The sequence below is a fragment of the Micromonospora sp. CNZ286 genome (assembly GCF_014207755.1).
The window spans coordinates 353237-377310 of the sequence record NZ_JACHIZ010000001.1 but is presented as its reverse complement, the minus strand read 5'-3'; the positions used below and the strand labels follow the sequence as shown (position 1 = coordinate 377310).

Annotated in this window: 23 protein-coding genes; 10 read left to right on the top strand and 13 right to left on the bottom strand. The window is 73.2% G+C overall.

Translation table 11 applies throughout. The features are described 5' to 3' along the window. Nucleotides 1–226 precede the first annotated feature (226 nt). On the top strand, nt 227–610 hold the full coding sequence (locus tag FHX31_RS01905) for a WhiB family transcriptional regulator (RefSeq protein WP_013288543.1): 384 nt from the start codon (nt 227–229) through the stop codon (nt 608–610). 173 nt (nt 611–783) lie between these two features. Here FHX31_RS01905 and FHX31_RS01900 read toward each other — a convergent pair whose 3' ends face one another. The 3 genes from FHX31_RS01900 to groES form a co-directional block, all read right to left on the bottom strand. Next, a complete protein-coding gene (locus FHX31_RS01900) occupies nt 784–2430 on the bottom strand; it encodes a sulfite oxidase (protein ID WP_184974813.1) in 1647 nt (548 codons plus the stop codon). A 123-nt stretch (nt 2431–2553) separates the two neighbouring features. Then, nucleotides 2554–4197 (bottom strand): chaperonin GroEL, encoded by a 1644-nt coding sequence (groL, locus tag FHX31_RS01895; RefSeq protein WP_013288545.1) that lies wholly within the window; start codon nt 4195–4197, stop codon nt 2554–2556. Nucleotides 4198–4267: 70 nt separating this feature from the next. Continuing rightward, on the bottom strand, nt 4268–4582 hold the full coding sequence (groES, locus tag FHX31_RS01890) for a co-chaperone GroES (protein ID WP_018222648.1): 315 nt from the start codon (nt 4580–4582) through the stop codon (nt 4268–4270). A gap of 254 nt (nt 4583–4836) precedes the next feature. Here groES and FHX31_RS01885 point away from each other — a divergent pair, with 254 nt between their 5' ends. The 7 genes from FHX31_RS01885 (at nt 4837) to FHX31_RS01855 (ending at nt 12126) form a co-directional block, all read left to right on the top strand. After that, nucleotides 4837–6069 (top strand): THUMP-like domain-containing protein, encoded by a 1233-nt coding sequence (locus tag FHX31_RS01885; protein ID WP_184974809.1) that lies wholly within the window; start codon nt 4837–4839, stop codon nt 6067–6069. 55 nt (nt 6070–6124) lie between these two features. After that, a complete protein-coding gene (gene ybaK, locus FHX31_RS01880) occupies nt 6125–6604 on the top strand; it encodes a Cys-tRNA(Pro) deacylase (RefSeq protein ID WP_013288547.1) in 480 nt (159 codons plus the stop codon). Nucleotides 6605–6807: 203 nt separating this feature from the next. Then, complete coding sequence (locus FHX31_RS01875; protein ID WP_013288548.1) at nt 6808–7911, top strand: sugar ABC transporter substrate-binding protein; 1104 nt, start codon at nt 6808–6810, stop codon at nt 7909–7911. Between the two features lie 103 nt (nt 7912–8014). Beyond that, nucleotides 8015–8827: an ATP-binding cassette domain-containing protein gene (locus FHX31_RS01870; RefSeq protein ID WP_013288549.1), complete on the top strand. Its 813-nt coding sequence runs from the start codon at nt 8015–8017 to the stop codon at nt 8825–8827. Next, a complete protein-coding gene (locus tag FHX31_RS01865; protein ID WP_013473652.1) occupies nt 8824–10083 on the top strand; it encodes a sugar ABC transporter permease in 1260 nt (419 codons plus the stop codon). Before FHX31_RS01870 ends, FHX31_RS01865 begins: the two co-directional genes overlap by 4 nt. 31 nt (nt 10084–10114) lie before the next feature. Next, nucleotides 10115–11290: an ROK family protein gene (locus tag FHX31_RS01860; RefSeq protein ID WP_030269402.1), complete on the top strand. Its 1176-nt coding sequence runs from the start codon at nt 10115–10117 to the stop codon at nt 11288–11290. 98 nt (nt 11291–11388) lie between these two features. Then, nucleotides 11389–12126 carry a DUF4142 domain-containing protein gene (locus FHX31_RS01855; protein WP_013288552.1) on the top strand — a complete coding sequence of 246 codons (738 nt, stop codon included), beginning with the start codon at nt 11389–11391 and terminating at the stop codon, nt 12124–12126. A gap of 53 nt (nt 12127–12179) precedes the next feature. Here FHX31_RS01855 and FHX31_RS01850 read toward each other — a convergent pair whose 3' ends face one another. The 6 genes from FHX31_RS01850 to tsaB form a co-directional block, all read right to left on the bottom strand. After that, nucleotides 12180–13949, bottom strand: a complete 1770-nt coding sequence (locus FHX31_RS01850) for an ABC transporter ATP-binding protein (RefSeq protein WP_114918825.1) — start codon at nt 13947–13949, stop codon at nt 12180–12182. After that, on the bottom strand, nt 13946–15652 hold the full coding sequence (locus tag FHX31_RS01845) for an ABC transporter ATP-binding protein (RefSeq protein WP_184974806.1): 1707 nt from the start codon (nt 15650–15652) through the stop codon (nt 13946–13948). The genes FHX31_RS01850 and FHX31_RS01845 overlap by 4 nt, the downstream gene beginning before the upstream one ends. A 70-nt stretch (nt 15653–15722) precedes the next feature. Continuing rightward, nucleotides 15723–15977, bottom strand: coding sequence for a hypothetical protein (locus FHX31_RS01840; RefSeq protein ID WP_013288555.1), 255 nt, complete (start codon nt 15975–15977; stop codon nt 15723–15725). Between the two features lie 17 nt (nt 15978–15994). Continuing rightward, complete coding sequence (gene tsaD, locus FHX31_RS01835; protein WP_013288556.1) at nt 15995–17041, bottom strand: tRNA (adenosine(37)-N6)-threonylcarbamoyltransferase complex transferase subunit TsaD; 1047 nt, start codon at nt 17039–17041, stop codon at nt 15995–15997. Nucleotides 17042–17046: 5 nt separating this feature from the next. Beyond that, nucleotides 17047–17490: a ribosomal protein S18-alanine N-acetyltransferase gene (gene rimI / locus FHX31_RS01830; RefSeq protein ID WP_013288557.1), complete on the bottom strand. Its 444-nt coding sequence runs from the start codon at nt 17488–17490 to the stop codon at nt 17047–17049. After that, nucleotides 17487–18164: a tRNA (adenosine(37)-N6)-threonylcarbamoyltransferase complex dimerization subunit type 1 TsaB gene (gene tsaB / locus FHX31_RS01825; RefSeq protein ID WP_013288558.1), complete on the bottom strand. Its 678-nt coding sequence runs from the start codon at nt 18162–18164 to the stop codon at nt 17487–17489. Before tsaB ends, rimI begins: the two co-directional genes overlap by 4 nt. A 202-nt stretch (nt 18165–18366) precedes the next feature. Between tsaB and FHX31_RS01820 the strand changes: the two genes are divergently transcribed. After that, on the top strand, nt 18367–19092 hold the full coding sequence (locus FHX31_RS01820) for a helix-turn-helix domain-containing protein (protein ID WP_013288559.1): 726 nt from the start codon (nt 18367–18369) through the stop codon (nt 19090–19092). Here FHX31_RS01820 and ung read toward each other — a convergent pair. Continuing rightward, entirely contained in the window at nt 19081–19779 is a 699-nt protein-coding gene (gene ung, locus FHX31_RS01815; RefSeq protein WP_184974803.1) for a uracil-DNA glycosylase, read from the bottom strand. The genes FHX31_RS01820 and ung overlap by 12 nt on opposite strands. 181 nt (nt 19780–19960) lie before the next feature. Here ung and FHX31_RS01810 point away from each other — a divergent pair, with 181 nt between their 5' ends. Beyond that, a complete protein-coding gene (locus tag FHX31_RS01810; RefSeq protein WP_184974800.1) occupies nt 19961–21343 on the top strand; it encodes a lipase family protein in 1383 nt (460 codons plus the stop codon). Here the strand turns inward: FHX31_RS01810 and tsaE are convergent. From tsaE to alr, 3 genes are read right to left on the bottom strand one after another with little or no spacing between them, the layout of a single operon-like run. Next, nucleotides 21340–21822, bottom strand: a complete 483-nt coding sequence (gene tsaE, locus FHX31_RS01805) for a tRNA (adenosine(37)-N6)-threonylcarbamoyltransferase complex ATPase subunit type 1 TsaE (protein WP_184974797.1) — start codon at nt 21820–21822, stop codon at nt 21340–21342. The genes FHX31_RS01810 and tsaE overlap by 4 nt on opposite strands. Continuing rightward, entirely contained in the window at nt 21819–22904 is a 1086-nt protein-coding gene (locus FHX31_RS01800) for an alpha/beta fold hydrolase (RefSeq protein ID WP_013473659.1), read from the bottom strand. The genes tsaE and FHX31_RS01800 overlap by 4 nt, the downstream gene beginning before the upstream one ends. Further along, on the bottom strand, nt 22901–24019 hold the full coding sequence (gene alr / locus FHX31_RS01795; protein WP_013473660.1) for an alanine racemase: 1119 nt from the start codon (nt 24017–24019) through the stop codon (nt 22901–22903). The genes FHX31_RS01800 and alr overlap by 4 nt, the downstream gene beginning before the upstream one ends. Nucleotides 24020–24074 lie beyond the last annotated feature (55 nt).

The following is a 24074-nucleotide window of genomic DNA, read 5'->3' as shown; positions in this document are numbered from 1 at the left end:
GACCATGCGGAGGTGGGCTCGGGAGGGGGTTCCGGGCAATCATCCGAACTTTTCCGACAGATGGGGCATATACCGCCGAGTGTCCGAGGTTTTCGATCACAGATGTGTGAGCCGCGGACCGCTCGGGTACCGAGGGGTTCATCCGGAACCGGCATCCCGCGCGGACCGCCGCCCGGTAGCTGGCAACGAACATTCTCCGCGGTGCCGCGCGGGAGGAGGGGTGCTGATGTCGAACGTACGTAGGCTGCCTGGACCGATCGACGAGCTCTGGGACTGGCAGCGGCTCGGAGCCTGCCGTGGCCGCGACAGCGCGCAGTTCTTCCACCCGGACGGCGAGCGCGGCTCCTCCCGGCTGCGCCGCGAGATGGGTGCCAAGTCGGTCTGCCGCGCCTGCCCGGTACGCGCCGAGTGCGCCGCCCACGCGCTCTCCGTACGCGAGCCGTACGGCGTCTGGGGCGGGTTCAGCGAGTCCGAGCGGCTGCGGCTGCTCGCCCTCGGCTGGGAGGACCTGGCCGACCGCCGGCAGACCAAGGTGGACATCGCCCGGCTGGAGGCGCGCCTCGGCCGGCCGCACAACACCGCCGTGCCGGACCAGCGCAAGGTCGCCTGACCGGCTTCACGACCCCCGACGCCGCGCCCCGGACCCCGGGGCGCGGCGTCGTCGTGTCGTCCCGCCCCGGCCCCCGCGTGGTCAACACCAGCTCGGCGAAGTGGCCATATCGCGGAGCCTCTGATGCCACCACTTCGGGGAACTGGTGTTGATCTTTCGGGGTGGGGCGGTCGTCAGGTGACCGTGACCCGCACTGTGTGCCAGCCGGTCGCGCCGTCCGGGGCGACCGGGGCGCGCTGTTCCGTCTGGGTCTCACCGGTCGTGTCGGTCGCCCGCACCTGGAGCGTGTGCTCGCCCGGCGTCGCGTCCCACCGCCAGGACCACTGCACCCAGGTGTCCGCCGACACCGCCGGGGCCGGCGTCGCCTCCTGCCAGGGGCCGCCGTCGACGCGTACCTCGACGCGACGGATGCCGCGGTGCTGCGCCCACGCCACACCGGCCACGATCACCGGGCCGGCGGCCGGGCGGCTGCGGGGCCGGGGCGTGTCGATCCGGGACTGCGTCTTGATCGGGCCCTGCGCGGACCAGCCGCGCGGCACCCAGTACGCGTCGAAGTCGGCGAAGCTGGTCAGCTCCAGCTCGGTGAGCCACTTGCAGGCCGACACGTACCCGTAGAGGCCGGGCACCACCATCCGCACCGGGAAGCCGTGCTGGATCGGCAGCGGCTCGCCGTTCATCCCGACCGCGAGCAGCGCGTCCCGCCCGTCGCGCAGCACCGAGGTGGGCGTGCCGCAGGTCCACCCGTCGACCGCGCGGCCCACCACCTGGTCCGCGCCCTCCTCCGGGCCGGCCTCGTCGAGCAGTTCCCTGATCGGTACGCCGAGCCAGCGCGCGTTGCCGATCAGGTCGCCGCCCACCTCGTTGGAGACGCAGGCGAGCGTCACGTACCGCTCGACCATCGGGCGGGCCAGCAGGTCGTCGAAGCTCAGCTCGATCGGGTTGCGCACCCGCCCGTGGATCCGCAGCCGCCAGGTGACCGGGTCCACCTGCGGCACCACCAGCGCCGTGTCGATCCGGTAGAACTCCCGGTTCGGCGTCACGTACGGCGCGAGCCGGGGCAGTGACAGGTCGGCTCCGGCCGGCACCTGCGGGGCGGGCACGGCCGGGGCGGGCAGCGTCACCGCCTCCCGGGCCGCCGACACGCCGCGCCGCCCGGCCAGCCAGTGCCCGCCCAGCCCGGCCACCGCAGCAGCGCCGGTGAGCAGCCCGGCGCCGCGCAGGAACCGCCGCCGCGACTCCGCGTCGTCGTCGTGCCGTACCGGCTCCCAGCCACCCGGGGTCTTCTCCTCCCCCGCGAGCGCGGCGACCGCCGGAGGCGGCGCCGACGGCGGCCGGTCCGCCGCGTCGGCCCGGTCGCGCCCGGCCTGCTCCCGGCGTGCCGGGCCGGCGCCCAGCGGCCCGGCCACGAACGCCCAGAGCGTCAGCGCGCCGAGTCCGCCGCCGACCAGGGAGGGCAGCGCGTCGAACGCGTTCGCGCCCGCCCGGGTCAGCGCGGCGGCGACGCCGAGCACGGCGAACGCGGCGACGCCGGCCAGGCCGACCACCAGCCGCCGGGCCGCCGCCAGGCCGAGCAGCGCCCCGAAGGCGGCCAGCAGCAGCGCCGTCCCGACCAGCAGGGCGATCTTGTCGTACGTGCCGAAGACGTCGATGGCGAACTGCTTGACCGGCTCGGGCACCAGGTCGACGACGAGTCCGCCGACGGCGACGAGCGGCGCGGACCGGGGACCGGTCAGGACCGCCACGGGCTCGGCGGTACCGAGTGCCACCACGGCGGCGACGACACCGGCCAGTGCCGCGCGGCGGCGGGAGAGGGTGCTCACGGCGTCCAGTCTGGTCGACCCGCCGGCCCGGCTGCCAATGTCGTCAGCGTTCCGTAAGGGCATACGCGTCAGGGCACACCACCGGGTCGGCGGTGTGCCCTGACGTCGGGCCGTGCGGTCGGGTCAGAAGCCCGGGCCGTGCTGGTGGCCGTGACCGTGCGAGTGGCCGTGGCCACCGGCGGCCGGCTCCGGCTCGGCCGGCTTCTCCACCACGAGGCTCTCGGTGGTGAGCAGCAGGCCCGCGATCGAGGCGGCATTGCTGACCGCGTTGCGGGTCACCTTCACCGGGTCGATGATGCCGGACTTGGCCAGGTCGACGTACTCGCCGGTGGCAGCGTCGAGGCCGTGACCCCAGTCCTGGGCGACGACCTTCTGCACCACCACGTAGCCGTCGTGGCCGGCGTTCTGGGCGATCCAGCGCAGCGGCTCGACGAGCGCCTTACGCACGATCGAGACGCCGACCTTCTCGTCACCGGTGAAGCCCAGGTCGTCGTCGAGCGCCGGCAGGATCTGGGCCAGGGCGGCACCGCCACCCGGAACCGTGCCCTCCTCGACCGCGGCCTTGGTCGCGGCGATGGCGTCCTCGATGCGGTGCTTGCGCTCCTTCATCTCGACCTCGGTGGCCGCGCCGACCTTGATCACGGCGATGCCGCCGGAGAGCTTCGCCAGCCGCTCGGCCAGCTTCTCCCGGTCCCACTCGGAGTCGGAGGCCTCGATCTCCTTGCGGATCTGCGCGACCCGGTCGGCGACCTCGGAGGCCTGCCCGCCACCGTCGACGACTGTGGTGTTCTCCTTGTCGACCACGACGCGACGGGCGGTGCCGAGCACCTCCAGGCCGACCTGGTCGAGCTTGTAGCCCAGCTCCGGGGCGACCAGCTCGGCACCGGTCAGGATCGCCATGTCCTGGAGCATCGCCTTGCGGCGGTCGCCGAAGCCGGGGGCCTTGACGGCGCAGACCTTGACGGTCTTGCGCAGCGCGTTGACCACGAGCGTGGACAGGGCCTGGCCCTCGACGTCCTCGGCGACGATGAGCAGCGGCTTGTTGTTCTGGAGAACCTTCTCCAGCAGCGGCAGCAGCTCCTCGATCGCCGAGATCTTCTGGGTGGTGATCAGGATGTACGGGTCCTCCAGGACCGCCTCCTGCGCCTCCAGGTCGGTGACGAAGTTCGGCGAGATGAAGCCCTTGTCGAACTGGAGCCCCTCGGTCACCTCCAGCTCGGTGGTGAGCGCGGAGCCCTCCTCGACGGTGATGACGCCGTCGCGGCCGACCTTCTCCATCGCCTCGGCGATCAGGTCGCCGATGGCGGCGTCCTGCGCGGAGACGGTCGCGACGTGCGCGATCGACTCCTTGCCGGCGACCTCGACGGCCTTGCCGAGCAGCGCCTCGGAGACCTTGGCGGCCGCCGCGTCGATGCCCCGCTTCAGGCCGGTCGGGTTGGTGCCGGCGGCCACGTTGCGCAGGCCCTCGCGGACCATGGCCTGGGCCAGCACGGTGGCGGTGGTGGTCCCGTCGCCGGCGACGTCGTTGGTCTTGGTCGCCACCTCCTTGACCAGCTGCGCGCCGAGGTTCTCGTACGGGTTGGTGAGCTCGATCTCCTTGGCGATGGTCACGCCGTCGTTGGTGATCGTGGGCGCACCGAACTTCTTGTCCAGGACGACGTTGCGCCCGCGCGGGCCGAGGGTGACCTTCACCGCGTCCGCGAGGGCGTTGACACCGTGCTCGAGCAGGTGCCGGGCGTCGTCCGAGAAGCTGAGGATCTTCGCCATCAGTATCCCTTCGAAGCGACGTCGCCCCGGCCCGGCGAGCCGGACCGGGGCAACGACACTGATCGGTTGCTTACTTCTCGATGACCGCGAGGACGTCGCGGGCGGAGAGCACCAGGTACTCCTCGCCGGCGTACTTGACCTCGGTGCCGCCGTACTTCGAGTAGAGGACGGTGTCGCCGACCTTCACGTCGATCGGCACGCGGTTGCCCTTGTCGTCGATCCGGCCCGGGCCGACAGCGAGGACGGTGCCCTCCTGCGGCTTCTCCTTGGCGGTGTCGGGGATCACGATGCCCGAGGCGGTGGTGGTCTCGGCCTCGTTCGCCTGGACCACGATGCGGTCCTCGAGCGGCTTGATCGCAACCTTGGTCGCGGTAGTCACGGGCATACCCTCCCGGGTACTTGGTGTCGTTGCCGGCCGGCATGCCGACCAGCGTCAATCTGCCACATGCCACCGGGCGGGGCCGTCGTCGCGGGTGCCGGTCCGCCTGGCGCTCAACCCCCGGGCACGAGGCTCGGGCGTTGGCACCCTCAGGGTGAGAGTGCTAATCGCAGGTTATTCCTCGGCTAGCACTCCGTCAAGGAGAGTGCCAACGCGTCGCCCTCCGTGTCGCGCCGGAACCGGGCCGGGAGAATGAGCGCGTGGATCTCGACCAGCTCGCCGCGCTGCGTACCCCCGAGGGGTCGGCCGCGCTCGCCGCGGCCGACCGGGTGGCCGGCGGCGACCCGCTGGCGGCGGCGGCCGCGCTGCGTTCGGCCGGAATCCCCGGCGGGCTCGCGGCGGCCGCACTCACCCAGGCCGAGCTGCGCCGCCGGGCGGCCGGCAAGTTCGGCGCGGCGGCGGCCGGGATGTTCCTCACCCGGGCCGGGCTGGAGCAGGCCACCCGCCGCGCGGTCGCCGACCGGCGCGCCGCGCGGCTGCGGGCCGCGGGCGTGACCACGCTGGCCGACCTGGGGTGCGGGCTGGGGGCCGACGCGCTCGCCGCGGCCCGCGCCGGCATCCGGGTGTACGCGGTGGAGGCCGACCCGGTGACCGCCGCGATGGCGGCCGCGAACGCCGAGGCGGCCGGGCTGACCGACCTGGTGACTGTCGAACGCGGTGACGCCACGGCGTTCGACGCGACAGGGGTCGACGCCGTGTTCTGCGATCCGGCCCGGCGGCGGGCCGGCACCGGGCGGCGTGTGTTCGACCCGAACGCCTACTCGCCGCCGTGGGACTTCGTCACCGGCCTGGCCGCACGCGTGCCGCGCACAGTGGTGAAGGTGGCGCCCGGGCTGGACCACGCGCTGATCCCGGCCGGCGCCGAGGCGGAGTGGGTGAGCGTGGACGGCGACCTGGTCGAGGCCGCGCTCTGGTGCGGCGACCTGGCCGAGGTCCCCCGCCGCGCCACCCTGCTGCGCGAGAAGGAAGGGCCCCTTCTTAACGCCTCCGGTAGTAAAAGGGTCCCTTCCTATCAGCTCACCGGGACCGGTGCGCAGGAGGCGCCGGTGGGACCGGTGCGGCGGTTCCTCTACGACCCGGATCCGGCCGTGGTGCGCGCGCACCTGGTCGCCGAGCTGGCCGCCGACCTCGACGCCACGCTCGCCGACCCGTCGATCGCCTACCTGTACGCCGACGAGGCCCGGCCCACGCCGTTCGCCCGCTGCCTGGAGATCACCGACGTGCTGCCGTTCGCGCTGAAGCGGCTGCGCGCCCTGCTGCGGGAGCGGCGCGTCGGCCGGGTCGAGATCCGTAAGCGCGGCTCGGCGCTGGAGCCGGAGAAGCTGCGCCGCGACCTGCGGCTGTCCGGCGACGAGGCGGCCGGTCTGGCGCTGACCCGGGTGGCCGGCGACCCCACTGTGCTCGTCTGCCGGCCGGTTCCGCCCGGCGGTTGACCCCGGCTCACGTTTCCGGCTCGCGGTGTCGCGGCGCGCGGGTTAGCTTGAGCCCGTGGCGGGCCCTGGCACTCCGGCGATCGCGTTGCTGAGCAAGCGGAAGATCGCCCACAGCACCCACACCTACGACGTCTCGCCGGACGCGCCGAACTACGGCGCGCTCGTGGCGACCGCGCTCGGCGTGGCGCCGGAGCGCGTGTTCAAGTCGCTCGTCACCGAGGTCGACGGCGGGCTGACGGTGGCGGTGGTGCCGGTGACCGGCGAGCTGGACCTGAAGGCGCTCGCCGCCGCGGCCGGCGGCAAGCGGGCGACGATGGCGGAGCGCACGACGGCCGAGCGGGCGACCGGATACGTCCGCGGCGGCATCAGCCCGCTCGGGCAGCGCAAGCGGCTACCGACTGTCATCGACGCCTCCGCGCTGACGCACCCGACGGTGTACGTCTCGGCGGGTCGCCGGGGGTTGCAGGTGCAGCTCGCGCCGACGGATCTGGTGGCGCTCACCGGGGCGACGACGGCGTCGATCGCCACTGCCTGAGCGGCTCGTGACGGTACGTGTGGGAGCGTTTCCGGAACGCGCTCTCCCGGCGGTGTCCCGCGGGTGACAACCGCGTTGCTGAATTGTTACCGCCGCCAACAAACTTCTGACCTCGGCAGTCTTGCGGCGCATGGGAAGCGGGGAATACGTTGCCGGGCACAACAAAACATCACCACTCCCCCACCTCCGAAAGGACCCTGCACATGCGCAAGGGCTTCCTCACCTTCGCGGCCGTCGGTCTTCTCGCGACCGGCAGCATGGCCGCCTGCGGTGACAACGGCGGTTCTTCCGACGAGGCCGGCGGCTCCAACGCCAAGAAGCCGAAGATCGGCGTGATCCTGCCGGACAGCAAGTCCTCCGCCCGCTGGGAGGGCGCGGACCGCAAGTACCTCAAGGCGGCGTTCGACGCGGCCGGCGTCGAGTCCGACATCCAGAACGCGCAGAACGACAAGACCGCGTTCCAGACCATCGCCGACCAGATGATCACCAACGGCGTCAACGTCCTGATGATCGTCAACCTGGACTCCGGCACCGGCAAGGCCGTGCTCGACAAGGCCAAGTCGCAGGGCGTCGCGACCATCGACTACGACCGGCTGACCCTGGGCGGCTCCGCCCAGTACTACGTCAGCTTCGACAACGAGGCCGTCGGCAAGCTCCAGGGCGAGGGCCTGAGCAAGTGCCTGACCGACAAGGGCGTCAAGAACCCGTCGATCGCGTACCTCAACGGCTCGCCGACCGACAACAACGCCACCCTGTTCAAGAACGGGTACGACTCGGTGCTCAAGCCGAAGTTCGACTCGAAGGAGTACACCAAGGTCGCCGACGACTCGGTGCCGGCCTGGGACAACGCGCAGGCCGCCACGATCTTCGAGCAGCAGCTGACCAAGGCCGGCGGCAAGATCGACGGCGTGCTCGCCGCCAACGACGGTCTCGGCAACGCGGCCATCTCGGTGCTGAAGAAGAACAAGCTCAACGGCAAGGTTCCGGTGACCGGTCAGGACGCCACCAAGGAGGGCCTGCAGAACATCCTCGCCGGTGACCAGTGCATGACTGTCTACAAGGCGGTCAAGAAGGAGGCGGACGCCGCCGCCGAGCTGGCCATCGCGCTCGCCAAGGGTGAGCGGAAGGACACCGGCCAGACGGTCAAGGACCCGGAGGGCGGCCGGGACGTGCCGTCGGTGCTGCTGGAGCCCAAGGCCATCTACAAGGACAACGTCAAGGACGTGGTGGCCGACGGATACGTCACCAAGGAAGAGCTCTGCACCGATGCCTTCGCGAAGCTCTGCACCGACGCCGGCGTGAGCTGACCCACCCGCCTCAGGCGGCGCCGCCCGGCACGGGGTTTCCCGTGCCGGGCGGCGCCCGCGCCGGACGGGATCCGAGACCTCCCTCCGCCCAAAGGAGAACCCCGTGTCCGCAACCCCCCTGCTGGAGCTACGCGGGATCGACAAGAGCTTCGGTCCCGTCCAGGTGCTGCGTGACGTCGCCTTCGCCGCGCACGCCGGCGAGGTGACCGCGCTGGTCGGCGACAACGGCGCCGGCAAGTCGACCCTGGTCAAGTGCATCAGCGGCATCCACCCCACCGACGCCGGCGAGTTCGTCTTCGACGGCCGCCCGGTGACCATCAACAGCCCTCGGGACGCCGCCGCGCTCGGGATCGAGGTCGTCTACCAGGACCTCGCGCTCTGCGACAACCTCGACATCGTGCAGAACATGTTCCTCGGCCGGGAGAAGCGCAGCGGCATCGTGCTCGACGAGCCGACCATGGAGCAGATGGCCGCCGAGACGCTCGCCGGCCTGAGCGTGCGCACCGTGAAGTCGCTGCGCCAGCACGTGGCCAGCCTCTCCGGCGGCCAGCGGCAGACCGTGGCCATCGCCAAGGCCGTGCTCTGGAACAGCCGGCTCGTCATCCTGGACGAGCCGACCGCCGCACTCGGCGTCGCGCAGACCGCCCAGGTGCTGGAGCTGGTCCGCCGGCTGGCCGACAACGGCCTGGCCGTGGTGCTCATCTCGCACAACATGAACGACGTCTTCGCCGTCTCCGACCGGATCGCCGCGCTCTACCTCGGCCAGATGGTCGCCCAGGTGAAGACCACCGACATCACCCACTCGCAGGTGGTCGAGCTGATCACCGCCGGCCGCTCCGGCAGCCTCGGCCTCACCGGCGAGCCGGGCGGCAACGGCGCCGCGCCCGCCGACACCACTCCAGGAGCCGTCCGATGACCGCCATCGTCGTGAAGAAGGAAGGCCCGGCCGGCGTCACCCCGACACCGACCGTCGGCAGCCACGTGAACAACTACTGGCGCCGGGTACGCGGCGGCGACATCGGTGCGCTCCCCGCCGTGGTCATGCTCGTGGCGCTGGCGGTGGGCTTCTCGATCGCCCGCCCGTCGTTCTTCACCGCCGGCAACCTGGCGAACCTGTTCACCCAGGGCGCGGCGGTCACGCTCATCGCGATGGGTCTGGTCTTCGTCCTGCTGCTCGGCGAGATCGACCTCTCCGCCGGCTTCGCCAGCGGCGTCTGCGCCGCGATCCTGGCCAACGTGGTGACAGTGCTCGGCTACCCCTGGTACGTGGCGGTGCTCTCCGCCGTCGTCACCGGTGTGGTGATCGGCACCGTGCTGGGCCTGCTGGTCGCCAAGGTCGGCATCCCCTCCTTCGTGGTCACGCTCGCCGGGTTCCTGGCCTTCCAGGGCGTGGTGCTGACGCTCATGGACGAGGGCGCCAACATCGCGGTCCGGGACGACGTGCTCGTGGCGATCGCCAACCGCAACCTCTCCCCCGTGCTGGGCTGGTCGCTCGCTGCCGTCGCCGTCGCCGGGTACGCGGCCGTGCAGTTGCTGCGGCACCGCAACCGTGCCGCCCGCGGCCTGCTCACCGATCCGATCGCGGTGGTCGCCGCGCGGATCGCCGGTCTGGCCGTGATCCTCGGCGTGGCGGTCTACGTGCTCAACCTGGAGCGCAGCCGCAACGTGCTCGTCGTCTCGCTCAAGGGCGTGCCGATCGTGGTGCCGATCATCGCGATCCTGCTCGTCGTCTGGACGTTCGTGCTCCAGCGCACCAGCTACGGGCGGCACATCTACGCGGTCGGCGGCAACGCCGAGGCGGCCCGCCGGGCCGGCATCAACGTCGACCGGATCCGCATCTCCGTGTTCATCATCTGCTCCTCGATGGCCGCGATCGGCGGCATCGTGGCCGCCAGCCGGGCCAACTCGGTCGACCCCAACACCGGGGGCAGTAACGTACTGCTCTACGCCGTGGGCGCGGCGGTGATCGGCGGCACCAGCCTCTTCGGCGGCAAGGGCCGGGTCCTCGACGCCGTGCTCGGTGGCGCAGTGGTGGCGGTCATCGACAACGGTATGGGACTGATGGGATACAGCTCGGGCGTCAAGTTCGTGGTCACCGGCGTGGTGCTGCTCGCCGCGGCGACCATCGACGCGCTGTCGCGTCGGCGGGCCGCCGCCACCGGCACGCGCTGACCCGGGGTACGGGAACACCATGGCAGTGGCAATGCGCGCGGGCCCCAGTCAGGACGAGATCCGTCGGCAGAACCTGGGCGCATTGCTCCGCTATGTACACGTCCACGGCGCCACCACCCGGGCCGAGCTGACCACAGCGCTCGGCCTCAACCGCAGCACCATCGGCGCGCTGACCGCGGACCTGGCCGGCGCCGGTCTGGTCAGCGAGGGGACGCCGAAGGAGACCGGCCGGGCCGGACGACCGTCACTCGTCGTCCGGCCCGAGTCGGGTCGGGTCTACGCGTACGCGTACAGCGTCGAGGTGGACCGGCTGCGGGCCGCGCGGGTCGGGCTCGGCGGTGAGGTGCTCGACCGCCGGGAGATGGACCGGCCGCGCAACCTGGTCGCCGGGGAGGCCGCCCCGCTGCTCGCCGGCGCGGTCAAGGAGATGCACCAGTCGGTGCCGCCGGACGCGATCTGCGTCGGCGCCGGGGTGGCCGTGTGCGGCATGGTCCGCCGGGAGGACGGGCTGGTCCGGCTCAGCCCCACCACCGGCTGGGTGGACGAGCCGATCGGTGCGGCGCTCGCCGTCGAGCTGGGGATAGACGTACCGATCACGGTGGGCAACGTGGCCGACGTGGCCGCGTACGCCGAGCATGCCCGCGGCGCGGCGGTCGGCTGCGACAACGTCATCTACATCTACGGCGACGTCGGCGTGGGCGCGGGCATCATCGCCGGGGGCCGGCGGCTGAGAGGGCACGGCGGCTACGGCGGCGAGGTCGGCCACATGGTGGTGGTCCGCGACGGGGTGCGCTGCGACTGCGGCCGGCGCGGCTGCTGGGAGACCGAGATCGGCGAGCACGGGCTGCTGCGCGCCGCCGGCCGGTCCGAGGCGCGTGGCCGGGACGCCCTGCTCGCCGTCTTCGACGCCGCCGACCGCGGCGACGCCCGCGCCCAGACCGCGGTACGGCAGGCCGGCGACTGGCTCGGCTTCGGCGTCGCGAACCTGGTGAACATCTTCAACCCGGAGATGGTCATCTTCGGCGGCACCATGCGTGACCTCTACCTGGCCTCCGCGGCGCAGGTACGCAGCCGGCTCAACTCCAACGGGCTGCCCGCGTGCCTGGAGCACGTACGGCTGCGTACCCCGAAGCTCGGTGGCGACGCGGCGCTGATCGGCGCCGCCGAGCTGGCGTTCGAACGACTCCTCGCCGACCCGCTGAACTGATCGGCCCGCCGATCCGTACCAGTGTGCGGACGGGCGGCCGGCTTGCGCGGCCGTCCACGACCCCGCGTACCGGTCCGGACCGAGGAGGCACCGCAACCATGGCATCGCTGGAATCCGCACGCCGCAAGCTGGCGCACCGGGTGGTACTGCTGCTCGCCGCGCTGGGCGCGGGGATCGGCGTCATTCCCGGGACGGCACAGGCCGCACCCAACCCCGGCGTGCAGATGAACGCCGCCGATATGACGCTGCTCAACGGCGTACGGCTGGCCGGGCTGTGGGAGATGCCGGCCGGGCAGATGGCGGCCGAGAAGGGCCAGTCCGCCCGGGTACGCGAGGTCGGCGCGGAGATCGCCAAGCAGCACGCGGAGCTGGACCTGCTGGTGGTCGAGGCCGCGAACAAGCTGGGCGCCACCCTGCCGACGGATCCGACGGCCGAGCAGAAGGGGTGGCTGACCGAGATGCAGAACGCCACCGGCGCCCGGTTCGACCAGATCTTCGTCACCCGGCTGCGGGTCGCCCACGGCAAGATCTTCCCGGTGATCGGCGCGGTCCGGGCCAGCACCCGCGACCCGATCGTGCGCAAGCTGGCCGAGGACGCCAACACGTTCGTCAACGACCACATGACCATGCTGGAGAGCACCGGGCTGGTGCGCTGGCAGCAGTTGCCGCCGGCCGCGCTGCCGCCCGCGCAGAGCGACTCGCTCGTCGCCGCCGCCCAGGCCAACGTGGGCAGCGGCGGTGGACTGCAGGTGGGCACCGGTGTGGTGTGGGCGGTGTTCCTGATCGCGCTCGGCACCGGCGGGTACGCGACCTGGCGGCTGACCCGCCGCACGTGACCTCCGGCCGTCGAGCGGGCCCCGGCACGTGTGCCGGGGCCCGTCGCGCGTTCTCAGCCGTGCCAGGAGCGCCACAGCGCGGCGTACGAGCCACCGGCCGCGACCAGCTCGTCGTGTGATCCCAGCTCGGTGATCCGCCCGTCGGCGACCACCGCCACGCGGTCCGCGTCGTGCGCGGAGAAGAGCCGGTGCGCGATGGCGACGACGGTACGGCCGTGCAGCACCGCCGCCAGCGACCGTTCCAGTGCCCGGGCCGCCCGCGGGTCGATCAGCGAGGTGGCCTCGTCCAGCACCAGCGTGTGCGGGTCGGCGAGCACCAGCCGGGCCAGCGCGAGCTGCTGCGCCTGCGCGGGGGTGAGCGGGTGGCCGCCCGCCCCGACCGCCGTGTCGAGCCCGTCCGGCAGGGCCAGCGCCCAGTCCAGCGCGTCGACCGCGGCCAGCGCCGCGCGTACCCGAGCCGGGTCGGCGTCCGGCCGGACCATCGCCACGTTGTCGGCGAGCGTCCCGATGAACACGTGGTGCTCCTGACTGACGAGCGCCACATGGGTACGCAGCTCGGCCAGGGGCATTCCGGCGAGCGGCCGGCCGTCCACTGTCACAGTGCCGGCGCTCGGCGCGTGCACGCCCGCCAGCAGCCGGCCCAGCGTCGACTTGCCCGCCCCGGACGGGCCGACCATCGCGAGCCGCTCCCCCGGCCGGGGTTCCAGCGTCACGCCGTGCAGCACGTCGTGACCCGGGCGGTACGCGTACCGGACGCCGCGCGCGGCGAGCCGGCCCGCGCCGCCCGCACTGCCCGCAGCGGCGGCGCGCTCGTCCGGCGTGGCGAATGCCTTGGCGCGCTCGTCCGGTTCGGCGGCCACCCCGAGCAGCCGGGCCAGCGAGGCGCCGCCGACCTGGAACTCGTCCAGCCAGCCGAGCAGCCGCTCGATCGGGTCGGTGAGCTGCTGGGCGTAGAGCGTGGCGGCGGTGACCTGGCCGAGGCTGGCCCAGCCCTTCAGGTGGAACCAGCCGCCGATGAGCAGGGTCGCCACCATCGGCACCAGGTAGCCGAACTCGGCCACCGGCCAGAACACGGTCCGTAGGTAGAGCGTGTAGCGCTCGGCCGCGTACGACCGGCTGATGTCCGCGTCGCCGCGGGCCCGGCGGCGGGCCGCCTGCCGCAGCGCCTCGGTGGTCCGCGCCCCCTCGACCGTCTCGCTGATCCCGTCGGTGATGTCCGAGTAGGCGGCGTTCTCCCGCAGGTAGCCCTGCGGCGCGCGGCGCAGGTACCAGCGGGTGCCGGCCCACAGCACCGGCACCGCCAGCAGGCTGGGCAGCGCCAGCAGCGGGCCGGTCAGCACCAGCGCGCCCAGGATCAGCAGCACGGTCAGCGCGGCGATGAGCGTCTCCGGCCCGGCGAACCGGACCGTGCGGGACAGCGCGGCGACGTCCCGCGAGGTGCGGGTGAGCAGATCGCCGGTGCCGGCCCGCTCCACAGTGGCGAGCGGCAGCGCGAGCACCCGGTCGACGAACTCCTCCCGCAGCTCGGCGAGCACCCGCTCACCGAGCCGGGCCGAGGCGAGGTGCGCGAAGCGGACCAGCACCGCCTGCACCACCACGAACGCGGCGATGGCTGCCACGACCCGGTCCACAGTCGTCGCGGCGATGCCCTGGGAGATCCCCTCCACCAGGTCACCGAGCAGGCGCGGGGCGACGAGCCCGGCGCCGGCGGCGAGCGCGTGCAGGCCGAGCGCGACGGCCAGGCCACGCGGGTGACGGCGGATCAGCTCGCGCACGTACCGGCGGACCTGGGCGATGTCGGCGACGGGCAGCGCGTTGCTCATCGGTCCTCCTCCCGGCTCACCGTGGCGGCGTAGCGCGGCTCGCCGGCGAGCAGTTCCTCGTGCCGGCCCTCGGCGACGACCTTGCCGTCCTCGACGAAGACCACGTGGTCGGCGTGACCGAGCACCAGCGGGCTCGTGGTGCAGACGAGCGTGGTGCGGCCGCGGCGGGCCGGACCGAGCCGTTCGGCGATGCGCGCCTCGGTGTGCGCGTCCACCGCGCTGGTCGGCTCGACCAGGATCAACGTCTCCGGGTCGGCGACGAGTGCGCGGGCCAGCCGCAGCCGTTGCCGCTGCCCGCCGGAGAACTCCCGGCCGCGTTCGGCGACCTCGCCGTCCAGGCCGCCGGGCAGCGCCTCGACGATGTCGGTGGCACTCGCCGCGGCCAGCGCCGCCGCCACGGCGCCGGGCTCGGCCCGGTCGTGCGGGTCAAGCTCCGTGCGCAGCACGCCGCTGAACAGCTGCGCGTCGTTGTCGGCCACCAGGATCCGCTCCCGCACCGTCGCCAGCGCCACGTCCCGCAGCGGTACGCCGTGCAGCGTGACGTCCCCGTCGGCGTAACGGCCGAGCCGGTCGGCGATCTCGGTGGCGTCCTGCGGGGTGGCGGCGGCCAGCGCGGTCAGCCGGCCCGGTCGCAGCACCAGTCCGGAACGTACGTCCGCCAGCTCGCCCGGCCCGGCCGGCACCGGCACCGGGGTGGCCGGGTCGGTGAACTCCGGCGCGAGCCGCAGCAACCGGACGACCCGGCGGGCCGCGACGTGTCCCCGGGTCAGCTTGTCGGCCGCCTCGGTGAGGTTGCGCAGCGGGCTGACCAGGAACGCGGTGTAGCCGTAGAACGAGACCAGCTCGCCGGCGCTGATCTCGCCGCGCAGCGCGAACCGGGCGCCCAGCCAGGTCACCAGCACCACGAAGACGCCGGGCAGCAGGATCTGCGCCGCCTGCAACAGCGACTCGACCCGCGCCACCCGCAGCCCGTCCGCGCGCAACGCCTGCGAGCGTTGCCGGTAGCGCTCGGACAGCACCTGCTCGCCGCCGACTCCGCGCAGTACGCGCAGGCCCGAGACGATGTCCGCGGCCCGGGCGGTGAGCCGGCCGGTCGAGTCCCGGTACGCGGCCTGCTGCCGGTGCAGCGGGCGGATCAGCAACGCCACGAGCGCCATCAGCAGCGGCACCCCGAGCACCACCACGAGGCCGAGCGGCTGGGAGGCGCTGAGCAGGATCACCGCCACGGTGACGATGCCGACCACCGAGCCGGCGCCCCGGGCGGTGATGTCGATGGCGCTGCCGATGTGCTCGATGTCGGCGGTGCCGATACTCACCACCTCGCCCGCCGCGACCCGCCGGGGCAGCGCCGCGCCGAGGCGGTTCGTGGCGTCCACCGTGACCTGCACGGTGCGGTAGGCGGCGCCGAGCCAGTTGTGCACCGCGCAGCGGTGGCGCAGGATCCCGGCGACGGCCTGCACCAGACCCAGCCCGAGCAGGGCCAGACTCCAGCGCACCAGCGCGTCCGGGTCGCGTTGGGCCAGGCCGGCTTCCACGGCGCGGCCGAGCACGGCCGGCACCAGCGCCTGGGCCAGCATCCAGATCACGCCGAGCGCGAGCCCGGCGCCGAAGATGACGGGATGTCGCCCGGCGAGCCACACGAGATATCGGGTGGCCGACCGCGCGTCGGGGGTGCCGGGATCGCCGGCCGGTGAGAAGCGCATGGCGCACTGACGCTAGGTGCCGGGGCGACCCGCGCGCCAACCAATTCCGGCGGTCGTGACGACCCTCGCGTCAGCGGTCGACCTGCGTGAAGTCCCAGCTGTGCGGCGGGCGGGCGATCAGGCGCGCCGGCGGCTCGGGCAGCTCCCGAGGGCTGTTCCGCCACTTGGAGACGACCACCAGCCGGTGGTCGGTGGAGGAGAACACCTCGCTGGAGACGTGCATCGGGTCGTGCTCGAACTCGGGCAGCGCGGTCTCGCAGACCCAGGTGATCAGGTCGGCGAAGCCGTACGGCTCGGCCTTGGCCTCCCACATGCGGACGATCATGTCGGTCCCCTCCCCGCTCACACGCTGACCACTGTCAGCGGCATCGCCGAGTCGGCCGGCAGGTCCAGCCGGCTCGGCGCGACGCCCGCGGCGACCAGGTGGGAGCCGAGCGCGGCCACCATCGCGCCGTTGTCCGTGCAGAGCTTCGGCCGGGGCGTACGCACCCGGATGCCGTGCCTGCCGGCCCGTTGCTCGGCCATCGCCCGCAGCCGGGAGTTGGCCGCCACTCCGCCGCCGATCACCAGCGTGTCGATGCCGCTGCTGCGGCAGGCGTCGATCGCCTTGCCGACGAGCACGTCGCAGACCGCCTCCTGGAAGGATGCCGCCACGTCGGCGACCGGCACCGGCTCACCGGCCCGCTGCCGCGCCTCCACCCAGCGGGCGACAGCCGTCTTCAGGCCGGAGAAGGAGAAGTCGTACCGGTGTCCGACCAGGTCCTTCGCCGCGGTCAGCCCGCGCGGGAAGGCGATCGACGCCGGGTCACCGGCGCGCGCCTCGCGGTCGATGTACGGCCCGCCGGGGAACGGCAGCCCGAGCAGCCGGGCCACCTTGTCGAACGCCTCGCCGGCGGCGTCGTCGATGGTGGCGCCGAGCGGGACCACGTCGCGGGCCAGGTCGTCGACGCGCAGCAGCGAGGAGTGCCCGCCGGAGACCAGCAGCGCGATCGCGGGCTCGGGCAGCGGGCCGTGTTCGAGCGTGTCCACCGCCACATGCGCGGCGAGGTGGTTCACGCCGTACACCGGCTTCTCCGCCGCGACCGCGTACCCCTTGGCGGCGGCGACCCCGACGAGCAGCGCGCCGGCCAGGCCCGGCCCGGAGGTCACGGCGATGGCGTCGATGTCGGCGATGGTGACGCCGGCTTCGCGCAGCGCCCGGTCCATGGTCGGCACGATGGCCTCCAAGTGGGCGCGGCTGGCCACCTCGGGCACCACGCCGCCGAACCGGGCGTGCTCCTCGACGCTGGAGGCGAGCGCGTCGGCGAGCAGCGTGTGCCCGCGCACGATGCCCACGCCGGTCTCGTCGCAGGAGGTCTCGATGCCGAGGATCAGGGGTTCGTCAGCCATGCGCGTCAGTCCTCGTTGCGCTGCATGACCAGCGCGTCGGTATTGCTCGGTTGGTAGTAGCCGCGCCGCACGCCGATCGGCTCGAACCCGTAGGTGGCGTAGAGCCGTTGCGCGGGCGCGTTGTCCGCGGCGACCTCCAGCAGCGTGCTGCGGGCGCCGCGCCGGGCCGCCTCGGCGAGCAGCGCCTCCAGCAGCAGCCGGCCGATCCCCCGGCGGTGGGCGTCCCGGCGGACCGCGACGTTCTGCACCCACGCCTCGTCGGGCGGGGACACGGCCAGCCCGGCGTAGCCGAGGACGGCGCCGTCGTCGTCGGTGGCGACCAGGTAGAAGTGCCCGTTGGCGAGTTCGTTCCAGAACATCGCCGCCGACCACTGCTCGGCGCCGAAGAGGTCCGCCTCGATGGGCAGCACCTCGTCGATGTGCCACCAGCGGAACCGGCCCAGCCTCATGGCAGGACCGGCTTGTGGCCGGTGGCCGCGACCGCGTCCGGGCGACGCAGGTAGAGCGGGGTGAGCGTCTCGCCGGGCGCGCCCGCGCGGATCCGCGGCGCGGCGAGACGGGCCAGCGCCAGCGGGTCCGGGTAGCGCGGCTCGTCGCGTACCGGCAGCCCCAGCACGTCCGCGTACCGGTGCGCGCCGTCGCCGACCGCGACGGTGACCGCAAGGTCGCGCGCCCGCTCGGCGACCACCGCCGGGGCGGCCACCTCCGGCCCGGCCAGGCGCCGGCCGGCGCCGTCGTAGACGGCCCAGTAGATCTCCCGGCGCCGCGCGTCGCTCGCCGCCAGCACCGGCTCGCCGGCGGCCGCCGGGTGGCCGAGCCCGTCCAGCGAGCAGACGCCGTACGTGGGTACGCCGAGCACCTGACCCATGGTGGCGGCGGTGACCAGCCCGACGCGCAGCCCGGTGAACGGGCCCGGGCCGAGGCCGGCGACGATCGCGGCCAGGTCGGCGGGCCGGGCACCGACGTCCGCCAGCACGGCGTCGACCTGCGGCGCGAGCAGCTCGCCGTGGGCGCGGGCGTCGACGGTGCACCGGGACGCGCGGACCGCGACGCCGTCCGCCGAGACCTCGGCAAGGGCCGCGGTCACCGCGGGCGTCGAGGAGTCCACCACGAGTACCAGCACGGTAAGCCAGCCTAGCCGTCCGCTCCGTCCGCCCCGTCCGCCCCCGGCACGCCCTCGGCACGCTCCCGGCACGCCCTCGCCGCTCGCCCGGCCACGATGCGTAGCGCCCGGATCAAAGAGAAGAGGTGAGAGCCTTATGCCTCTGGGTCATAAATATGACTCAGAGGCATAAGGCTAAGAAGAGGACTGCCATTCTCCGGAGATGACGGAAAGTCGCCTCGTTCGAGAAATCGCCCGGACCTTGCGGCGTGAACGCGAGCAGGCAGGGCTCACCCAGCAGGCTCTGGCCGCCCGGTCCGGGCTCAGTCAGGCCGCCATCGCCCGGATCGAACGCGGCGACCGGCTGCCGAGCCTGACCGCCGCGGAACGCCTGCTCGCCGCGCTCGGCCGGCAACTGCGGATCGAGGTCGAGCCGCTGGACAGCCACCTGGACGCCGCGCTGGACGAGATGGCCGGGACGGTGCTTGCCGAGCGGATCGAAGTTCTCCGACTGGACCGGATCATGGACGCCCTGGGCGACCTGCCGTACGTACTGTCGGGCGGCACGGCGGCACTGCTGCAGGGCGCGCCGCTGCCGGTGGACGCGGTCGAGATCGCGGTGCGCTGGCGGGACTCGCCGCAGTTCAGCGCGCTCCTCGATCGGATCTACGCGCAGCGCTGGGACGCTCGATGGCAGGTGTGGGGCGGCATCCACACGGAGCCCGAAGAGCCGGGCGAGCACCGCTGGCTGACCCGCTACGGCGAGCTGCGGGCCCGGATGTGCGAGGAACTGCCCGAGCCCATCGAGGTCCGCCTCGGTGAACGTACGTACCCGGTCGAGCCGCTGGTCGAGGTGGAGGTGACCGACCGGCGCACGGCCGAGCTGCTGTCCCGGTACCGCCGGCGCCTCGCCGCGGCGGGCGAGGCGCCGGGCGGGTCAGCCGGCTGAGCGCTCCCAGTCGACGGTGGGCAGCCCCGCGTCGGCCAGCGCCTTGTTCGCAGCGCTGAACGGGCGGCTGCCGAGAAAGCCGCGCGGGTTCATCGGGCTCGGGTGCCCGGCCTCCAGCACCACGTGCTGCGGGTTGGTCACCAGCGCCGCCTTCTTGCGCGCGTAGCCGCCCCAGAGCAGGAAGACCACGCGCTGGTCGAGCGCGTCGAGCGCCCGGATGGTGGCGTCGGTGAACTCCTCCCAGCCCTTGTTGGCGTGCGAGCCGGGCGTGGCCTGCCGGACCGTCAGCACCGAGTTGAGCAGCAGGACGCCCTGCGCGGCCCAGCCGTCGAGGTTGCCGCTGCGCGGCTTCGGCACGCCCAGGTCCTCGCCCAGCTCCTTGAAGACGTTGCGCAGCGACGGCGGCACCGCCACCCCCTCGCGCACGCTGAAGCTCAACCCGTGCGCCTGGCCCGCCTTGTGGTACGGGTCCTGCCCGAGGATCAGCACCCGGGTGTCGGCCGGCCCGCACAGCCGGTAGGCGGAGAAGAGGTCCTCCAGCGGCGGGAAGACCGTGGAGGTCGCGTACTCCCGGGCGACGAACTCGGCCAGCGCCGCGGTGCGGGCCGGGTCCAGGTGGGGGGTGAGCACGGCACGCCAGGCCTCCGGCAGCAGCGCCGGCAGGTCCAGGGTGGGGGCGTCGGGCATCGGCAACCTCTCCTCGTCGGTCGCCATCTTCTTACCAGCCGCGACCGACACTCCCGGGCGGCGGCAGGGCCGGGTACTGGACGAGAAAAGTTACCGGAGCGTAACCTACTGGCAAGTTACTTACGCCACACCGCCACTGCTAGCTTGCATCCACCACCATCGATGCTCGCTAGGAGTGCCCGTGAGCAGGAGAAACACCCGTCCCCGCACGCCCTCCGCCGCCCCCTCCCCCCGCCGCACGACCGGCCTCCGGATGCTGGCCGTCGCCGCGGCGGCAGCCACCTACCTGGCCGGATCCGGCGCAGCCGCAGCCGCCGACGGCACCACGCCGGTGGTCTCCCGCGGCGTGACGATCCCCGCCTTCTACCACCCGCCCGCCGACCTGCCCGCCACCAACGGCACGCTGATCCGTACCGAGCCGCTGCCGCTCGGGCTCAGCATCCCCGGGCTCGACGGCCGCCCGATGCCCGGCACCGCCACCCGCCTGATGTACCGGTCCACCGACTCCAACGGCCGGGCCGTCGGCGTGACCGGCGCCTACATCGAACCGTCGGCGGCGTGGCGGGGCACCGGCCCGCGCCCGCTGGTCGCCGTCGCCTCCGGCACGATGGGGCAGGGCGACCAGTGCGCGCCCTCGTTCGCCCTGCAACACCCGCTCACCCTCACCGGCGACACCCTGTCCGTCGGCTACGAGGCCCTGGCGATCTACCGCCTCCTCGCCACCGGCGCCGCGGTCGTCGTCACCGACTACGTCGGGCTGGGCGCGACCGACCGGCTGCACACGTACGTCAACCGCCTCGACGAGGGACGTGCCCTGCTCGACGCGGCCCGCGCCGCCCGCACCGTGCCGGGCGCGTCGGTCACCGACCGGTCCCGCGTCGGTCTGTACGGCTACAGCCAGGGTGGCGGCGCCAGCGCCGCAGCCGCCGAACTCCAGCCCACCTACGCGCCCGACGTGCCGCTGGCCGGCACCTACGTCGGCGCGCCGCCGGCCGACCTGACCGCCGTCATCGGCGGCATCGACGGCAGCGCGCTGGCCGGGGCGCTGGGCTGGTCGCTCAACGGCTTCGCCCAGTCCGACCCGGCGGTGCGGGACGTCATCGAGGCGAACGTCAACGACGCCGGCCGGGCGGCGCTCACCGACACCTCGACCATGTGCGTCGGTGACGCCATCCTCCGGTACGCGTTCACGAAGAGCAGCAGGTGGATCACCGGCGGCCAGTCCCTCACCACTGTCATCGCCGCCTCGCCCGAGGCAGCCGCCGTCCTCGACCGGCAGCGCATCGGCACGCTCAAGCCCGCCGGGCCGGTACGCGTGGCGACCGGCGTCCAGGACGACATCGTGCCCCACCGGCAGGCCCGTCAACTGGCGGTCGACTGGTGCCGCAAGGGTGCCAACGTGACCTACCAGGCCGTCAGCCTGCCCAACCTCGGTGACAAGCTCCTCACCAACCACCTGGCGCCGCTCATCACCGACCAGGGCGACGCGGTGGCCTGGCTGACCGACCGGCTCGCCGGGCGCACCGCCTACTCCAACTGCTGGACGATGCCCCTTCAGCCCTAGGACAGTTCGGCGACCCGGGCGGCCCAGTCGCCGCCGACCGGCTCCAGCGTGACCGCCCGGGTGTCGTCGTCGCGGCGGTCGATGCGTACCCGCAGGTGCGCGTCGACCAGCTGCTCGACCATCCCCTCGCCCCACTCCACCACGGTGACCGCCTCGTCAACCGAGGCGTCCAGGTCGAGGTCGTCGATCTCCGCGCGCGGGTCGGCGGCCTCACCCAGGCGGTACGCGTCGGCGTGCACGAGCGTCACCCGGCCGCCCCGCGCCGGGTCGGGCCGGTGCACCCGGGCGATGACGAAGGTGGGCGAGGTGATGTCCCCGCGTACGCCGAGGCCGGCGCCGATGCCCTGGGTCAGCGCGGTCTTGCCGGCGCCGAGCGGGCCGCTGAGCAGCAGCAGGTCACCGGCCCGCAGCACCCCGGCCAGCCGCCGCCCGAACTCGTGGGTGTCTTCGACCGTCTTCAGCTCCACGACCACTGTCATAGCGAGTCCAGGAACCTCTCCAGCGCCACGTTCACCTCGTCGGCGTGCTCCAGCATCACCACGTGCCCACTGTCGTTGATCTTCACGAACTCGGCGTGCGGCAGCCGCCGGACGATCTCCTCGGAGTGCGTCACCGGCGTGATCATGTCCTTGTCGCCCACGATCACCAGCACCGGCGTGCCGGCCAGCGCCGCAAGCGCCGGGAACCGGGAGTGGGTGGCGATCGTGCGCAGGTAGCGGGTGACCGTGTCGGCCGAGGTGCGCGAGTTCATCATCTCGACGTACGACACCAGGGCCGGGCTCGGCTTCGACGTGCCGAAGCCGTACTTGCGGGTGAGCAGCCAGGCCACGTTCGAGGTCGACCGGCGCGCCCGGTCGATCACGGTCCCGCCGTACCGGGTGGCGTTGCTCATCATGTAGAGCACCGGCGAGCCGACGCGGCCGAGCAGCGCGGGCGCCACCAGCTTGGTCTCCGCCGCGAGGCCGCCCGAGGTGGCCATCAGCACGGTGCCGACCACGCGGTCACCGAACATCTCCGGGTACAGCTCGGCCAGCGCCATGATCGTCATGCCGCCCATCGAATGCCCGACCAGCACCAGCGGGCCGTCCGGGGCCACCTCGTCGAGCACCCGGCGCAGCGTGTGGCCCAGCGCGGTCAGGTCGTACTCGCCGCTCTCCAGCCGGCCGGAACGGCCGTGCCCCGGCTGGTCGTACGCGACCACCCGGTAGTCGCCGCGCTCGGCGAGCCGCTTGCGCTGGAAGTGGAACGTGCCCATGTCCAGGCAGAACCCGTGCACCAGCACCACAGTCGGGTGCCCTGCGACAGGGCGGGTCGGCTCGACCACCTCGACGTGGATGTCGGTGCCGTCCGGCATCTCCAGCCGGTACGCCTCGTCGTAACGCTGCTCACCGAAGACCTCGTCGGCGTACCGGTCGGTGGGATCGTTCTTGAGCCGGCGGACCAGCACCCGCTCGCTGACCACGCCCGCCGCGAGCCCGGCGGCGGCAACGCCGACGGCGGCGCCGACCAGCCCGGCCACCTTGCCGGCAGCGGTACGCGGTCGCGGCAACCGGACACTCATGCGTGCTCGCCGTCGTAGACGCGGGGCACGCGCACACCGCCGAAGCGGGTCACGATCTCGTAGTTGATGGTGCCGACCGCCTCGGCCCAGTCGTCGGCGGTGGGCTCGCCGTCCGCGCCGCTGCCGAACAGCGTCGCCACGTCGCCGTCGGCCACCTCGTCGTCGCCGCAGTCGACCACGAACTGGTCCATGCAGACCCGCCCGGAGATGGTCCGGCGCTTGCCGGCGAGCTGCACCGGGCCGGTGTTGGAGGCGTGCCGCGGCACCCCGTCGGCGTAGCCGAGCGGCACCACCGCGAGGTTGGCCTCCTGCTCGGTGAGGTAGGTGTGGCCGTAGGAGACGCCGGTGCCGGCCGCCACCCGTTTGGTGAGCATCACCCGGGCGCGGGCGGTCATGGCGGGACGCAGACCGAACTGCTCGCCCGCGACCGGCGACAGGCCGTAGACGGCGATGCCGGGCCGGACCAGGTCGAAGTGGGTGTCCGGCCGGGTCAACGTGGCGGCCGAGTTGGCCAGGTGCCGGTAGCGCGGACGCAGACCGGCACGCGTCACCATCTCCAGCCCCTCCTGGAACACGGCGAGCTGGCGGTCGGTGGTGGGGTGACCGGGCGAGTCCGCGTACACGAAGTGGCTCCACACGCCGACCACCTCGACCAGACCGTCGGCCTGGGCCTTCGCGGCGGCCTCCAGCAGCGCCGGCCAGTCGGCGACGGTGGCGCCACCCCGGGCCAGCCCGGTGTCGATCTTGAGGTGCAGCCGGGCCGGGCGGTCCGCCCGGCGGCTCGCCTGGATCATCTCGTCGAGCTGGGTGAGGCCGGCACAGCCGAGGTCGACGCCGACGGTGATCCCGTCGTGCAGCGGCAGCCCGGGGCTGAGCAGCCAGGCCAGCACCGGCGCGGTGATGCCCTCCTCGCGCAGCCGCAGCGCCTCGTCCAGCGTGCAGACGCCGAGCTGGTCCGCCCCGGCGTCGAGCGCCGCGCGGGCGGCCGGCACCATGCCGTGGCCGTACCCGTCGCCCTTGACCACCGCCATCAGTTCGGCGCTGGTGCCGGCCTTGAGCCGGGTCACGTTCTCCCGGATCGCGTCCAGGTCGACGCGCACCTCCGACTGCCACATGTCCTCAGCCTACTTCCGTCAGTGATCATCAGCGCCGTGAGCCGAGCGGGCGGTG

Excerpts from the sequence above, each read along its gene's own strand:
- FHX31_RS01905 (WP_013288543.1), top strand. The coding sequence starts at position 227 with ATGTCGAACGTACGTAGGCTGCCTGGACCGATCGACGAGCTCTGGGAC.
- groL (WP_013288545.1), bottom strand. The coding sequence starts at position 4,197 with ATGGCGAAGATCCTCAGCTTCTCGGACGACGCCCGGCACCTGCTCGAG.
- groES (WP_018222648.1), bottom strand. The coding sequence starts at position 4,582 with ATGCCCGTGACTACCGCGACCAAGGTTGCGATCAAGCCGCTCGAGGAC.
- FHX31_RS01875 (WP_013288548.1), top strand. The coding sequence starts at position 6,808 with ATGCGCAAGGGCTTCCTCACCTTCGCGGCCGTCGGTCTTCTCGCGACC.
- FHX31_RS01865 (WP_013473652.1), top strand. The coding sequence starts at position 8,824 with ATGACCGCCATCGTCGTGAAGAAGGAAGGCCCGGCCGGCGTCACCCCG.
- FHX31_RS01860 (WP_030269402.1), top strand. The coding sequence starts at position 10,115 with ATGCGCGCGGGCCCCAGTCAGGACGAGATCCGTCGGCAGAACCTGGGC.
- FHX31_RS01855 (WP_013288552.1), top strand. The coding sequence starts at position 11,389 with ATGGCATCGCTGGAATCCGCACGCCGCAAGCTGGCGCACCGGGTGGTA.
- FHX31_RS01850 (WP_114918825.1), bottom strand. The coding sequence starts at position 13,949 with ATGAGCAACGCGCTGCCCGTCGCCGACATCGCCCAGGTCCGCCGGTAC.
- FHX31_RS01845 (WP_184974806.1), bottom strand. The coding sequence starts at position 15,652 with ATGCGCTTCTCACCGGCCGGCGATCCCGGCACCCCCGACGCGCGGTCG.
- FHX31_RS01840 (WP_013288555.1), bottom strand. The coding sequence starts at position 15,977 with ATGATCGTCCGCATGTGGGAGGCCAAGGCCGAGCCGTACGGCTTCGCC.
- tsaD (WP_013288556.1), bottom strand. The coding sequence starts at position 17,041 with ATGGCTGACGAACCCCTGATCCTCGGCATCGAGACCTCCTGCGACGAG.
- rimI (WP_013288557.1), bottom strand. The coding sequence starts at position 17,490 with ATGAGGCTGGGCCGGTTCCGCTGGTGGCACATCGACGAGGTGCTGCCC.
- FHX31_RS01820 (WP_013288559.1), top strand. The coding sequence starts at position 18,367 with ATGACGGAAAGTCGCCTCGTTCGAGAAATCGCCCGGACCTTGCGGCGT.
- ung (WP_184974803.1), bottom strand. The coding sequence starts at position 19,779 with ATGCCCGACGCCCCCACCCTGGACCTGCCGGCGCTGCTGCCGGAGGCC.
- tsaE (WP_184974797.1), bottom strand. The coding sequence starts at position 21,822 with ATGACAGTGGTCGTGGAGCTGAAGACGGTCGAAGACACCCACGAGTTC.
- FHX31_RS01800 (WP_013473659.1), bottom strand. The coding sequence starts at position 22,904 with ATGAGTGTCCGGTTGCCGCGACCGCGTACCGCTGCCGGCAAGGTGGCC.
- alr (WP_013473660.1), bottom strand. The coding sequence starts at position 24,019 with ATGTGGCAGTCGGAGGTGCGCGTCGACCTGGACGCGATCCGGGAGAAC.